Here is a 13,363-nt window from a genome sequence, read left to right as displayed (position 1 = left end):
TCATGGACCAGCGTTCCGAACTCAGCGAATTCCTCCGCTCCCGCCGGGCCCGGCTGAAGCCCGAGGACGTGGGGCTGCCCGACTTCGGGCGCCACCGCAGGGTGCCGGGCCTGCGCCGGGAGGAGCTGGCACAGCTGGCCGGGGTCTCCGTCGCGTACTACACGCGCCTGGAGCAGGGCAACGCGCAGAACGTCTCCGTCGAGGTCCTGGACGCGATCGGGCGGGCCCTGCGCCTCAGCGACATCGAGCAGGACCACCTCACCCACCTCGCCAAGGGCAAGACGAAGAAGAAGCGCGCCTCGGCCTGCCGGCCCCAGCAGGTACGCCCGGCGCTCCAGCAGCTGATGGACTCGATGGACGTGCCCGCCCATCTGCTCGGCCGCCGCCTCGACATCCTCGGCTGGAACCGCATGGCGGCGGCGCTCCTCGGCGACCTGTCCCAAGTGCCCCCGCAGGAGCGGAACTTGGCGCGCCATGTCTTCCTCGATCCGGCGTCACGCTCGCTGTACGTGGACTGGCACGGCAAGGCGATCGACGTGGTGAGCATCCTGCGGCTGTGCGCGGGCTGCTATCCCAATGACCCGCAACTGACCGCGCTGGTAGGCGAGTTGTCGGTCAAGAGCGAGGAGTTCCGCACCATGTGGGCGGCCCACACCGTCGCCGACAAGGGCCATGGCGTCAGGCGGCTGCGCCATCCCGTGGTGGGCGAGCTGACGCTGGCGTACGAGACGCTGAAGCTGCCGGAGGAGCACGACCTGTCGCTGGTCACCTTCCACGCGGAGCCGGGCTCGGCGTCCGAGGAGTCGCTGCGGCTGCTCGGCAGCTGGAGCGCCGAGCAGCCGGTGCGGACGATCTGAGCACCACCCCAGCCCCAGCACCCCACCCCACCCCCTCAGCGCCCGCCCTGAGCGCACCCCCTGAGCACGCCGCTGCGTACGGCCCCTGAGCACAGCTCCTGCGTACGGCTCCTGAGGAGGACGGCATGACAACGGGGGCCCCGAAGGGCCCCCGGAGCGGATCGGGCGGGTCAGCCGGCGGAGCCGGCCTTCCACTGGTCCCAGCTCATGTTCCAGCCGTTGAGGCCGTTGTCGGGCTGCACCGTCTTGTCGTGCGAGTTCTTCACGATGACGACGTCGCCGGTGATCGAGTTGTCGTAGAACCAGGCGGCCTGCGTGCCGTCGTCACCCGCGCCCTTGGTGTCGGACAGGCCGACGCAGCCGTGGCTGGTGTTGGCGCTGCCGAAGACCGACTTCGCGCCCCAGTAGTTGCCGTGGATGAAGGTGCCGGACGCGGACAGGCGCATGGCGTGCGGCACGTCCTTGATGTCGTACTCGCCCTTGCCGTCGTCGTCCGTGAAGCCGACGGTCGCGCCGTTCATCCGGGTCTCCTTGTACTTCTCGGAGATCACCATCTGACCGTTGTAGGTCGGGTGCTCGGGCGAGCCCGCGGAGATCGGGATGGTCTTCACGGTCTTGCCGTCCTGGGTGACGGTCATCATGTGGGTGTTCGCGTCGACGGTGGAGACCTGGTTGCGGCCGATCTTGAAGGTGACCGTCTTCTCCTGGACGCCGGTGATCCCGTTGGAGCCCTGGACGCCGTCGAGGTCCATCTTCATGGTGACGGTCGAGTTCTCCTTCCAGTACTCCTGCGGGCGGAAGTCGAGGCGCTGCGCGCCGAACCAGTGCCCCACGACCTCCTGGCCGCTGCTGGAGGAGACCGTGATCTTGGCCTGGACGTCCTTCTTGTTGGTGATCGCCTTGTCGAAGTTGATCGACACCGGCATGCCGACACCGACGGTGGAGCCGTCCTCGGGCGTGAAGTTGCCTATGAAGCTGTTCTTCGGGGACACGGTAGTGAAGGAGGCGTTCTCGTGCGCCTGGCGCCCCTTGGCGTCCGCCGCGGTCGCGGTGATCTTGTACGTCGCCGAACGCTTCAGCGCCTTCTCGGGCGCCCAGCTCAGGCCGTCCGCGGATATCTTTCCGTCGACCTTGGCGCCGTCGCTGGAGGTCAGCGTCACGTCGGTCAGTTTGCCGTCGGCGACGGTGACCTTGGTGTCGCTGTTGATGCCGACGTTGTTCGCGCCGTTCTTCGGCGTGATGGTGATCTTGGCGTCCGAGGTGTCCTTCTCGGCGGCCTTGTCGGCCGCCGCCTGCGCCGATGACGAGCTGTCGGCCTTGGCACCCTTGTCGCCGCCGTCGTTGCAGGCAGAAAGGACCAGTACGCCGCCGAGCACCGCGCACGCCGCCGCGAGACCCTGCTTGCGCCGCTTACTCTCCGTCTTCACACGCTTCTCCATCGTTGCCAGTCACCCACGTCATCACGTCTAGAACATCAGACTGCGCGTTCCCGTTCCGCAGCGGGGGTGAATGTGGGGCACACCACGCGTCGGCGGACGGGACGGGGCGGGACGGGACGGGGCGGGACGGGGCGGTACAAGATCACCAAAAGGCGGCCGTGCCGTCCCGCCCCGCTCCCCGTCAGCCCCCGTCAGTCCTTGTCAGTCCTTGTCACTCCTTCTCGGCCCCCGCCGGTCCCGCCGGTCCCGCCGATCCCGTCAGTCCCATCAGTCCCCGTCAGTCCCCGTCAGTCCTCGTCATTGCTGTCCTCCTCGTCCACGTCCCACTCCTCGTCGTCAGGGTCGTATCCGACGCGTTCGCTGCTCCACGAGGCCTGGACCAGTTCCGCGCCGGGCAGCGCCTCCACGAGACCGACCGGGTCCACGAGGTAGGCAAGGGCCTCCGCTGCGTCTTCCCGTACCGCAGCCTCGGCATGCGCGCGTTCCTCGGGACGCATCGCCTCGTCCTCGGCGATGCGGGTGAGGGCCGCCGCCGCCAACTGGCCTGCGTCCTCGACCTCCAGGACCAAATCGACGCGGAGCCGCACATACCGTGATGTCTCTTCTTCGCTCATGCGAGGGAGCGTAGGGCTCAAGTCGGCCGCGACTTTCCCGCGACCCGCTGCTTTCACTAGCATCAGCGCATCCCGCCAATTCGACGTACTCGCAAGGGGATCGCTCACTTGTCCGTCGCTCGTCGTCCCCTGCTCACCGCCACCGCGGCGGGGACCCTGCTCTGCGCCCTGTGGTTCGTGCCGTCCGCCAACGCCACGGACGAACAGCACCCTTCGGCGGCCCCCACGCGCTCCGCGTACCGGGCCGCCCCCGCCCCCGACGAAGGCCCCCTGGCCCTCGCCGACACCGGCGGAGCGCACACCTCCCCCTACCTGGTCGGCGGCACGCTGTTCCTGGGTCTCGGGGCGGGGTTCGTGATGTATTCGGTCCGCCGCTCGCAGCCCTGCTGACCTCGTCCTACGAAGTCGCCCAGCCGTACGCGAAGGGCCGCCCGGATGTGACATCCCGGGCGGCCCTTCGCGTACGGCGGTGACGGATCAGGCGAGCGGTCCCGTGACCGGCTCCACCGCGGCCACCAGCTTGCCCTCGCGTACGAAGGCGTCGGCCGCGGCCAGGTCGGGGGCCAGGAAGCGGTCCGGGCCCGGGCCCTGGACACCGGCGGCGCGGGCCGCGGCGATGGCGGCCTGTGAGGCGGGCGCCGGGGTGAGGCCCTTGCGCAGTTCGATGCCGCGGGTCGCCGCGTACATCTCCACCGCGATGATGCGGGTCAGATTGTCGACGGCGGTACGCAGCTTGCGCGCGGCCGACCAGCCCATGGAGACGTGGTCCTCCTGCATCGCGGAGGACGGGATGGAGTCCGCGGAGGCCGGCACCGCGAGCCGCTTCATCTCGCTGACCAGGGCGGCCTGCGTGTACTGGGCGATCATCAGGCCCGAGTCGACACCGGCGTCGTCGGCGAGGAAGGGCGGCAGGCCGTGGCTGCGGTTCTTGTCGAGGAGGCGGTCGGTGCGGCGCTCGGCGATCGAGCCGAGGTCGGCGGCGGCGATCGCGAGGAAGTCCAGGACGTAGGCGACCGGGGCGCCGTGGAAGTTGCCGTTGGACTCGACGCGGCCGTCGGGCAGCACGACCGGATTGTCGACGGCGGCGGCGAGTTCACGCTCGGCGACGGTCAGGGCGTACGCGATGGTGTCACGTCCGGCGCCGTTGACCTGCGGGGCGCAGCGCACCGAGTACGCGTCCTGGACGCGCGGCGCCTCTTCCTCCTGGAAGTGGCCGGTGAGGCCCGAATCCTTCAGCACGGCCAGCATGTTGGCGGCGGAGGCGCCCTGGCCGGGGTGCGGGCGGATGGCGTGCAGCTCGGGCGCGAGCACCTTGTCGGTGCCGAGCAGCGCTTCGAGGGAGAGGGCCGCGGTGATGTCGGCGGAGGTGTAGAGCTTCTTCAGGTCGGCGATGGCCATGCACAGCATGCCGAGCATGCCGTCGGTGCCGTTGAGGAGGGCAAGGCCCTCCTTCTCGCGCAGCTCGACGGGTTCGATGCCGGCGGCGGCCAGCAGCTCGCCTGCGGGCTTCACGACGCCGTCGGGGCCCTCGGCGTCGCCCTCGCCCATCAGGGTCAGGGCGCAGTGCGAGAGCGGCGCGAGGTCGCCGGAGCAGCCGAGCGAGCCGTACTCGTGGACGACCGGGGTGATGCCCGCGTTGAGCACGTCGGCCATGGTCTGCGCGACGGAGGGGCGTACGCCGGTGTGGCCGGAGGCGACGGTCTTCAGGCGCAGGAACATCAGCGCGCGCACGACCTCGCGCTCCACGCGGGGGCCCATGCCGGCGGCGTGCGAACGCACGATGTTGCGCTGGAGCTGGGCGCGGAGCTCGGGGCTGATGTGCCGGGAGGCGAGGGCACCGAAGCCGGTGGAGACGCCGTACACCGGCTCCGGCTTCGCGGCCAGCGCGTCGACGATCTCGCGGGCGCGGGCCAGTGCGGCGAGCGCGTCGGCGGAGAGCTCGACCTTCGCGTTGGCGCGGGCCACGGCGATGACGTCCTCGGGGGTGGTCCCGGAGGTCCCCACCACGACAGTGTGCATATCCATATTCAGCACCCTACGGATTGAATCCCGTCATGTCACTAGGGGGGCGGGGCCGCCCACACGGCTTGGGCTCCGCCCCAGGTCCCGAGGGGGCCTTCCCACCCGCCCGCCCGTGACAGATGCCGATAGGTCCAGCCCCCTGGGGCTCCGCCCCAAACCCCGAGGCGACCTTCCCACCCACCCACCCGTGACAGATGCCGGAAGGTTCGGGTCCCCGGGGCTCCGCCCCAGACCCCGTTCGCGCCTGAACGGCGCTCGTCCTCAATCGCCGGACGGGCTGAAGATGCCCGTGCAGGCCCGCATCGAGTGGCCAGGGGCGCGAGGAACTGCGCGAGAAGCAGGCACGGCCCGCGGACGACCGAGGGTTTTGGGGGCGCGAGGAACTGCGCGAACAGCGACCACGGCCCGCGGTCGAAAGGGGGTTGAGGGGCGCGGGGAACTGCGCAAGCAACCACGCACGGTCCGCACCCGAAGGCGGGTTGGAGGGGCGCGGGGAACTGCGCGAAAGACGGGCGCGGTCCGCAGAGGCGCGCCGGGCTCCCTGCAAGGGCTAGGGGGTGTCTGGTGGATCAGGGTCGGTCAGGGTGCGACGCCTGGTGCGGTGCATCGCAAGGCGCCGGAACGTCGTGATAGCGGAGCTATCGGGGCGTTTCGGCAACGCCGCGAGGTGCCGTGCCAGGCGCCGCACCCCCGGCCATGATCCACCAGACACCCCCTAGCTCCGCCCCCTGAAGCGGCGGCGGTCGTGCGGCGGCGTCGGCGGGTTCTCGGCGAGGGCCAGCACCGCTCCGTCCCGCCCCGCCACCACCGGCTCCAGCGAGCGCGCCGCCTTCGCGCGGTACTGGGCCGCGTCCGCGAGACGGAACAGGCGCCGGGCCGACCGCACCTCGCCGATGGGGTCACCCGTCGAGGCCACCCCGCACGCGACCCCCTCCCCGAGCTCCAACTCCCCCGCCCGCAGGCACAGTTGCTCCCCCACCGTCACCACCTCGTCCGCCGATGGCCCCACCGACAGGAGGCAGAACTCGTCTCCGCCGAGCCGCGCCGCCAGGGCGCCCGGCAGCATCGCCCCGCACAGGGACAGCACCGAACCGAACCGTTCGAGCAGCCGGTCCCCCACGGCGTGACCCAGCGTGTCGTTGACCCGCTTGAGCCCGTTCAGGTCGCACACGACGAGGCTGACGACGGAGCCGTCGGCCCGGTGCCGCTCGATCGCCTCGTCGAGCCGCATGTCGACCGCGCGCCGGTTGGCGAGCCCGGTGAGGGGGTCGGTGAAGGCGAGCCGGCGTACCTCTTCGAGGCGTTCGGTCTGGGCGATCCCGGCGGCGACGACCGAGGCGAGGACGGTGGCGAAGTCGGCGTCGGCCGCGTCGAAGACGGGCGCCCCGACGGGCCGGGCCACGTACAGCTCGCCCCAGGCCCGCCCGTGCAGCACGATCGGCGCGATCACGCAGCAGCCCCGGCCGCGGCGGCGCAGGGCGGTCACGCGCTCGTGGCAGTAGCCCGCCTCGCCGCCGGGAGGTTCCGCGGCCGTCTCGACCCAGGCGTTGGGCTCACCACCGCCGGCCCACCGCTCGTGCAGGAACTCGGTGATCTCGGGGAACTGGTGCACCGGATACGTCTCGTCCTCGGGGAACTCCTGCTCCCCGTGGGCCCGTTCGCCCTCGTTGACCAGGACCCTGAGGAGCCCGAGATCGCGTTCCCACACCGAGAGCGCGGCGAAGTTGCCGCCGAGCGCGTCCCGCGCGCCGAGCGCCGCGGCGCGCCAGGACCCGCGCGACGTGTGTGCCGCGGCCATGCCCTGTGCCAGCGAAACCACGGCCCGCAGCCGGGCATCCTCTCCACCCATTCCTCCAGCTTAGGGAGGTTTTGGGTGTTTTGACCCGGGGGGCGCCGCGAAGGCCCGCCAGGGGCCCGCGACACGGCCGTGGCGCGTCCGCCGTCCGGGGTCACTCCCCGGGCCACACCGGCTTGCGCTTCTCGTTGAACGCGGCCACGCCCTCCGCCCTGTCCCCCGAGAACGCCACCGAGCGCCAGGCGGCGTCCTCGACCTCAAGCCCGGCCCGCAGGTCGAGGCCGTGCCCGAGCCGCATGGCCCGCTTCGCCGCGCGCAGTCCGACCGGCGAGTTGGCCGCCATACGGCCCGCGAGCGCGAGCGCTTCGGCACGGGCGTCCTCGGCCAGCACGTCGAGGAGCCCCAACTCCCTTGCCTCGGCGGCCTCGACGCGGCGCGCGGTGAAGACGAGCTCCGCGGCACGGGCGGCGCCGACGCGGCGCGGCAGGAGCTGCGTACCGCCGCCGCCGGGGATCACGCCGACCGACACCTCGGGCAGGCCGACCACGGTGCTCGCGTCGCCCACGATCACATCGCAGGCCAGCGCCAGCTCGAAGCCGCCGCCGAGCGCGAAGCCGTGCACGGCCGCGACGGTGGGCATGGGCAGGTCGAGCACGCCGGTGTACGCGGCGCGCGCGGTGGGCCGCTGACGTACGAGCTCGGCGTCGCTGAAGGAATTGCGCTCCTTGAGGTCCGCGCCGACGCAGAAGGCCCGCTCGTTGGTCGAGGTCACCACGGCGACCCGGGCATCGGGGTCGGCCCCCAGCGCGTCGCAGGCGGCGGCGATGGAGCGGGCCATCTCCGTCGACACGGCGTTCATGGCCTTGGGCCGGTCGAGCACCAGCTCGGCGACGTACCCCTCGCGCCGTACGACGACGAACTCCCCGAACCGCTGCTCAGCCATGAGCCAACCCCTCCGCGTTAACGAACGTTACGTCGGGAGGATCTTAGGCTCGCGCCGGTGCAGGAGCCAGGGCTCCACGACCCCGAGGCCGCGCACCGGGCGCTGCCACATGGGCTGGAGCGCGAAGCGGTACTTCGGGACCGGGCCCGGCTCCCCGCCCTCCTTCTCGGCGGCCAGCGCGTCCTGCGCGGCCTGCGCCTCGGAGACGGGCGCGTCGCCCGCGCGGGCCAGCTCCTCGGCGAACGCCCCGTCGACCAGGACGGCGTCCTTGGGGGCTATCGAGGTGAGCCGGCTCGCCAGGTTCACCGTGGTGCCGAACACGTCGCCCATGCGGGTCGTGACCGTGCCGAACGCGATGCCGACCCGCAGCGCGGGCATCGTCTCGTCGCCGGCCATCGTCTCGATGAGCCGCAGCGAGATCTCGGCGGCCGTGCCCGCGTCGTCGGCGGCGAACAGGACCTCGTCGCCCAGCGTCTTGATGAGCCGCCCGCCGTGCGCAGCGACCAGGTCGGCGGCGGTCGTCTCGAAGGCCTCGACGAGCTCGCCCAGCTCCTCCTCCTCAAGGCGCCGGGTGAGCCGGGTGAACCCGACGAGGTCGGCGAAGCCCACCGCGAGGCGGCGGTCCACCATCTCCTCGTCGTCGGCGGCCTGCACCACGCGCCCGGTCGCGGCGGCGAGCTGGCGCCGCCACACATAGACCAGGAACTCCTCCAGCTCGGGCAGCAGCAGCTCGACCAGGGGGTATGTGACTTCCGTACGGGTCATGCCGGGCTCGGGGGGCTCGGTCAGGCCCTCCAGGAAAGAATCGATCTGCCATTCGGCCAGCCGGGCGGTGGTCTGCCCGGTGGAGCGCGCGACCTGCACCGCCATCGGCTCGCTGAGCAGCCCCGCCTCCACGAGTCCGGCGAGCCGGCGAAGCGCCAGTACGTCCGCCTCGGTGAGCGCCTTGGCCTGCCCGATGTCGGCGAACCCCATGGCCCGCCAGAACCGGGACGCCAGCTCCATCGAGACGCCCGCGGTGCGCGCCGCCTGGAAGGGCGTATACCGCCGGTCGGCGCCGAGGATCAGCTGTTCGAGCCGGATGGCGAGCGGGTCGTCGGTGGGCTCGGCGGTGTGGTCGACGGCGTGGTGCGGGGTCGGGTACGCGGACGGTGCCGGTTCGGCCGGGGTGCGGGAGCTGCCCGGGGTGGCGCCCGAGCCGCTGCCGGTATCGCCACCGCCCTCCGCACCGGACCGTGTCTCGTCGACGGTCACCGGCCGCCTCCTGCCCGTTGCCTGCGCACTGCCCTGCCGATCTGTCGCTGGATCGGGCTCCACGATACGGCAGGTGTGCCGTAGCTCACGTCGCGGGAGCGTGTCCCGCGTCCCGCTACGGTGCGGCCGGCCGCAGGTGGACGATGTCTCCCGCCGCGACGGGACGCTGGACGCCCTCGTTCGTGGCCAGGACGAGCCGCCCGTCCCCGTCCACCGCCACGGCCTCGCCCTCGATCGCCTGCCCGCCGGGCAGCTCCGCCCGGACCGTGCGGCCCAGCGTCGCGCAGCCCGCCGCGTACGCCTCCTGGAGCCCGGACACCGAGGGGTCGCCCGCTGCGGCGCGCCAGGTCCCGTACCACTGCTCGATGGAGCGCAGCACGGCCCGCAGCAGGGTGTCGCGGTCCGTGGAGACGGCTCCGGCGAGCGCGAGGGAGCCCGCGCCGGGCACCGGGAGCTCGTCCGCGCGCAGCGTCACATTGAGGCCGATGCCGACGACGACGCCGTCCGCGCCGGCCCGCTCGGCGAGGATGCCGCCGGCCTTGCGCTCGCCCCCGTCCACCGTGACCAGCAGGTCGTTGGGCCATTTCAGGGCGGTGTCGACGCCCGCCGCCCGCGCGAGCCCGGTCGCCACCGCGACACCGGTGAGCAGCGGCAGCCACCCCCAGCGCTCCACCGGGACCCCCTCGCCCGGCTTGAGCAGGACGGAGAAGAAGAGCCCCGAGCGGGCCGGCGCCGACCAGCGGCGGTCCAGGCGCCCGCGCCCCGCGGTCTGTTCCTCGGCCACCAGGACCGCGCCCTCGGCGAGCGCGTCCGCCTTCGCCGCGAGGTCGGAGTTGGTGGAGCCGGTCGCCGTGACCACGTCGAGGGAGGTCCACAGGGCGTCCGGCCGCAGCAGGGCGCGGCGCAGCGCGGTGGCGTTCAGGGGCGGCCGGTCGAGGTCGGACCAGCGGCTGTCGGAAGCGTCCTGGGGTGTCATGCAGTCAGGTTAGGCCGCAATTGCAAGGCCATCCGGGTGTGGCCAACGCCGCACTGCCGAACCGTATCCGCGCCACTACCCTACGAGTCAGTAGCCAGCCTACGAGTCCGTAGCCACCCCGTGACCAGGCAGGGAGCCGCATCCCGATGTCCGAGCCGGAAAACGCCCAGAGCGACGCCACCGTCGACATCCACACCACCGCGGGAAAGCTCGCGGATCTTCAGCGTCGCATCGACGAGGCGACCCACGCCGGCTCCGCGCGCGCGATCGAGAAGCAGCACGCCAAGGGCAAGCTGACGGCCCGTGAACGGGTCGAACTGCTCCTGGACGAGGGCTCGTTCGTCGAACTCGACGAGTTCGCCCGGCACCGCTCGACCAACTTCGGGATCGAGAAGAACCGCCCGTACGGGGACGGCGTGGTGACCGGGTACGGAACAGTCGACGGCCGCCCGGTGTGCGTCTACTCGCAGGACTTCACGATCTTCGGCGGCTCGCTCGGCGAGGTGTACGGCGAGAAGATCGTCAAGGTCATGGACTTCGCGATGAAGACCGGCTGCCCGGTGATCGGCATCAACGACGGCGGCGGCGCGCGCATCCAGGAAGGTGTGGTCGCGCTCGGCCTGTTCGCCGAGATCTTCCGCCGCAATGTGCACGCCTCGGGCGTGGTCCCGCAGATCTCCCTGATCGTCGGCCCGTGCGCGGGCGGCGCGGTGTACTCCCCCGCGATCACCGACTTCACGGTGATGGTCGACCAGACCTCGCACATGTTCATCACCGGGCCCGACGTCATCAAGACGGTCACCGGCGAGGACGTCGGCTTCGAGGAGCTGGGCGGCGCGCGCACGCACAACACCACGTCGGGTGTGGCGCACCACATGGCGGGCGACGAGAAGGACGCGATCGAGTACGTCAAGTCCCTTCTCTCCTACCTGCCGTCGAACAACCTGAGCGAGCCGCCGGCCTTCCCCGAGGAGGCCGACCTGGAGACCTCGGACGAGGACCGCGAGCTCGACACCCTCATCCCGGACTCCGCGAACCAGCCGTACGACATGCACACGGCGATCGAGCACGTCCTGGACGACGGCGAGTTCCTGGAGACGCAGGCCCTGTTCGCGCCGAACATCATCACGGGCTTCGGCCGCGTGGAGGGCTTCCCGGTCGGCATCGTGGCCAACCAGCCGATGCAGTTCGCCGGTTGCCTCGACATCGACGCGTCCGAGAAGGCGGCACGCTTCGTGCGGACCTGCGACGCGTTCAACGTCCCGGTCCTGACCTTCGTCGACGTGCCGGGCTTCCTTCCCGGTGTCGACCAGGAGTACGGCGGCATCATCCGGCGCGGCGCGAAGCTGATCTACGCCTATGCCGAGGCGACGGTCCCGCTGATCACCGTCATCACCCGCAAGGCGTTCGGTGGCGCGTACGACGTCATGGGCTCCAAGCACCTGGGCGCCGACCTCAACCTGGCGTGGCCGACGGCGCAGATCGCGGTGATGGGCGCGCAGGGCGCGGTCAACATCCTGCACCGCCGCACGATCGCGGCGGCGGCCGTGGAGGAGCAGGAGGGGGTGCGGGCCGGACTGATCTCCGACTACGAGGACACGCTCCTCAACCCGTACATCGCGGCGGAGCGTGGCTATGTGGACGCGGTGATCATGCCGTCGGAGACGCGGGCGCACATCGTGAAGGGGTTGCGGCAGCTGCGTACGAAGCGGGAGTCGTTGCCTCCGAAGAAGCACGGCAACATCCCCCTCTAACCCCTAGGGGGTGTCTGGTGGATCAGGGTCGGTCAGGGTGCGGCGCCTGGTGCGGTGCATCGCAAGGCGCCGGAACGTCGTGATAGCGGAGCTATCGGGGCGTTTCGGCAACGCCGCGAGGTGCCGTGCCAGGCGCCGCACCCCCGGCCATGATCCACCAGACACCCCCTAGCCCCCTTCGCCCTCTAACCCTCTGCCCTCCAGTCGACGAGCTGAGCCAGGAGCCGCTGTGATCAAGGTAGTTCGGGGCAACCCGACCCCGGAGGAGCTGGCCGCCGCACTGGCGGTGGTCCAGGCACGCGCCGCGGCGACGGCTTCGGCCACGTCCGGCGCGCCGACGCCCCCCGAGGGCTGGTCCGACCCGTCCCGCATCACCGGCCGCGCCCTGCCGAGGCCGGGGGTACGCGCCTGGGCGCGGACGTACTGGCCTGCGTGAGCCGGCCTGTGGGGGCCGGGGGGCTGCGGTGCGTCGTTGCTCGCGCCGTTTCCCCGCGGCCCTGGGCGAGGCTCGCCCCGACCCGCGTCGGTGGCCTCAGCGTGCCCGGGCTGTTCGGTGCCGGGTGCCGCGAGCGTCCTCAGCGTGCCCGGGCTGTTCGGTGCCGGGTGACGCGAGCGTCGTCAGCGTGCCCGGGCTGTTCGGTGCCGGGGCGGCATGCGCATCCTCAGCCCGTCCGGCGATTGAGGACGAGCGCCGTTCAGGCGCGGCCGGGGTCTGGGGCGCAGCCCCAGAGGCCGGCTCTTGCGTGCGGGCCGTGCACGGCTGGTCGCGCAGTTCCCCGCGCCCCCAACAGCACTGGCGCCGACCAGCACGGCATCACCAGCCCGCCCGACTGCTCGGCGCCGGCCAGCGCGGCATCCCCACCCTGCCCGCCTGTTCGACTCCGGGGCGGCATGCGCATCCTCAGCCCGTCCGGCGATTGAGGACGAGCGCCGTTCAGGCGCGGCGGGGTCTGGGGCGCAGCCCCAGGGGCCGGCTCTTGCGTGCGGGCCGTGCACGGCTGGTCGCGCAGTTCCCCGCGCCCCCAACAGCACTGGCGCCGGCCAGCACGGCATCACCAGCCCGCCCGACTGCTCGGCGCCGGCCAGCGCGGCATCCCCACCCTGCCCGCCTGTTCGACGCCGGGGCGGCATGCGCATCCTCAGCCCGTCCGGCGATTGAGGACGAGCGCCGTTCAGGCGCGGCGGGGTCTGGGGCGCAGCCCCAGAGGCCCGGCCTTCACGTGCGGACCGTGCACGGCTGGTCGCGCAGTTCCCCGCGCCCCTAGGCGGGCTGGTGCCAGGCCCGCGTCGGGAACCTCCAGGCCGTCCGGCGCGCGCAAGGGGGCCGGGGCGGAGCCCCACAGCTTGAGTACCCGTACTCAGGCGCCGCGGCACGCCCTCGCCGCACTATCGGTTGCATGCTGTGGTCAGACCCGAAGAACGAGCCGCCCAAGGAACTGCGCGACGCCCAGGCGATGATGCGCCGAGCGGGCCTCTTCCTCGCCCTTGCCATGGTGGTGGCGATGCTCGTGGTCGGCCTCCGCTGAGGAACCTGCCCCGCGGGCGCACCCGACCCCGTGGGGGAGCCGCACCCGTGGCGCACCCGGCCCCCTGGGCGCATCAACCCCGTGGGGGACCCGCACCCGTGGCGCACCCGGCCCCGTGGGCGCACCAACTCCGTGGGGGACCCGCCCCGTGGGGGACCCGCACCCGTGGGGGACCCAACCCCA

General features: G+C 72.1%; 12 protein-coding genes. 5 read left to right on the top strand and 7 right to left on the bottom strand.

From position 1 onward, the window contains the following. The first annotated feature begins 2 nt into the window (after window positions 1–2). Complete coding sequence (locus ACGFW5_RS03290; RefSeq protein WP_393832446.1) at window positions 3–857, top strand: helix-turn-helix transcriptional regulator; 855 nt, start codon at window positions 3–5, stop codon at window positions 855–857. A gap of 170 nt (window positions 858–1,027) precedes the next feature. Here ACGFW5_RS03290 and ACGFW5_RS03285 read toward each other — a convergent pair whose 3' ends face one another. Both ACGFW5_RS03285 and ACGFW5_RS03280 read right to left on the bottom strand, forming a co-directional pair. After that, a complete protein-coding gene (locus ACGFW5_RS03285) occupies window positions 1,028–2,296 on the bottom strand; it encodes an Ig-like domain-containing protein (RefSeq protein WP_393832445.1) in 1,269 nt (422 codons plus the stop codon). 287 nt (window positions 2,297–2,583) lie between these two features. After that, window positions 2,584–2,910, bottom strand: a complete 327-nt coding sequence (locus ACGFW5_RS03280) for a hypothetical protein (RefSeq protein WP_393832444.1) — start codon at window positions 2,908–2,910, stop codon at window positions 2,584–2,586. A gap of 108 nt (window positions 2,911–3,018) precedes the next feature. Between ACGFW5_RS03280 and ACGFW5_RS03275 the strand changes: the two genes are divergently transcribed. Next, entirely contained in the window at window positions 3,019–3,300 is a 282-nt protein-coding gene (locus ACGFW5_RS03275; protein WP_393832443.1) for an LPXTG cell wall anchor domain-containing protein, read from the top strand. A gap of 87 nt (window positions 3,301–3,387) precedes the next feature. Here ACGFW5_RS03275 and hutH read toward each other — a convergent pair whose 3' ends face one another. The 5 genes from hutH to ACGFW5_RS03250 form a co-directional block, all read right to left on the bottom strand. Further along, on the bottom strand, window positions 3,388–4,929 hold the full coding sequence (hutH, locus tag ACGFW5_RS03270; protein WP_393832723.1) for a histidine ammonia-lyase: 1,542 nt from the start codon (window positions 4,927–4,929) through the stop codon (window positions 3,388–3,390). Between the two features lie 718 nt (window positions 4,930–5,647). Continuing rightward, window positions 5,648–6,781, bottom strand: coding sequence for a diguanylate cyclase domain-containing protein (locus tag ACGFW5_RS03265; protein ID WP_393832442.1), 1,134 nt, complete (start codon window positions 6,779–6,781; stop codon window positions 5,648–5,650). A gap of 100 nt (window positions 6,782–6,881) precedes the next feature. Next, window positions 6,882–7,670: an enoyl-CoA hydratase/isomerase family protein gene (locus tag ACGFW5_RS03260; protein WP_393832441.1), complete on the bottom strand. Its 789-nt coding sequence runs from the start codon at window positions 7,668–7,670 to the stop codon at window positions 6,882–6,884. Window positions 7,671–7,697: 27 nt separating this feature from the next. Further along, window positions 7,698–8,924 carry an adenylate/guanylate cyclase domain-containing protein gene (locus tag ACGFW5_RS03255; RefSeq protein WP_393832440.1) on the bottom strand — a complete coding sequence of 409 codons (1,227 nt, stop codon included), beginning with the start codon at window positions 8,922–8,924 and terminating at the stop codon, window positions 7,698–7,700. Window positions 8,925–9,039: 115 nt separating this feature from the next. Next, window positions 9,040–9,900: a biotin--[acetyl-CoA-carboxylase] ligase gene (locus ACGFW5_RS03250; RefSeq protein WP_393832439.1), complete on the bottom strand. Its 861-nt coding sequence runs from the start codon at window positions 9,898–9,900 to the stop codon at window positions 9,040–9,042. 146 nt (window positions 9,901–10,046) lie between these two features. On the opposite strand from ACGFW5_RS03250, the gene ACGFW5_RS03245 reads away from it, so the two are divergent. The 3 genes from ACGFW5_RS03245 (at window position 10,047) to mmpB (ending at window position 13,180) form a co-directional block, all read left to right on the top strand. Next, window positions 10,047–11,654 carry an acyl-CoA carboxylase subunit beta gene (locus ACGFW5_RS03245; RefSeq protein ID WP_393832438.1) on the top strand — a complete coding sequence of 536 codons (1,608 nt, stop codon included), beginning with the start codon at window positions 10,047–10,049 and terminating at the stop codon, window positions 11,652–11,654. A gap of 229 nt (window positions 11,655–11,883) precedes the next feature. Further along, complete coding sequence (locus ACGFW5_RS03240) at window positions 11,884–12,090, top strand: acyl-CoA carboxylase epsilon subunit (RefSeq protein ID WP_393832437.1); 207 nt, start codon at window positions 11,884–11,886, stop codon at window positions 12,088–12,090. A gap of 961 nt (window positions 12,091–13,051) precedes the next feature. After that, a complete protein-coding gene (gene mmpB, locus ACGFW5_RS03235; RefSeq protein ID WP_393832436.1) occupies window positions 13,052–13,180 on the top strand; it encodes a morphogenic membrane protein MmpB in 129 nt (42 codons plus the stop codon). The last annotated feature ends 183 nt before the right edge of the window (window positions 13,181–13,363 follow it).

Source organism: Streptomyces sp. NPDC048416, assembly GCF_043200435.1.
Taxonomy (GTDB): Bacteria; Actinomycetota; Actinomycetes; order Streptomycetales; family Streptomycetaceae; genus Streptomyces.
The sequence above is the reverse complement of the archived record's forward strand: the minus strand, read 5'-3'. Positions and strand labels throughout refer to the sequence as shown.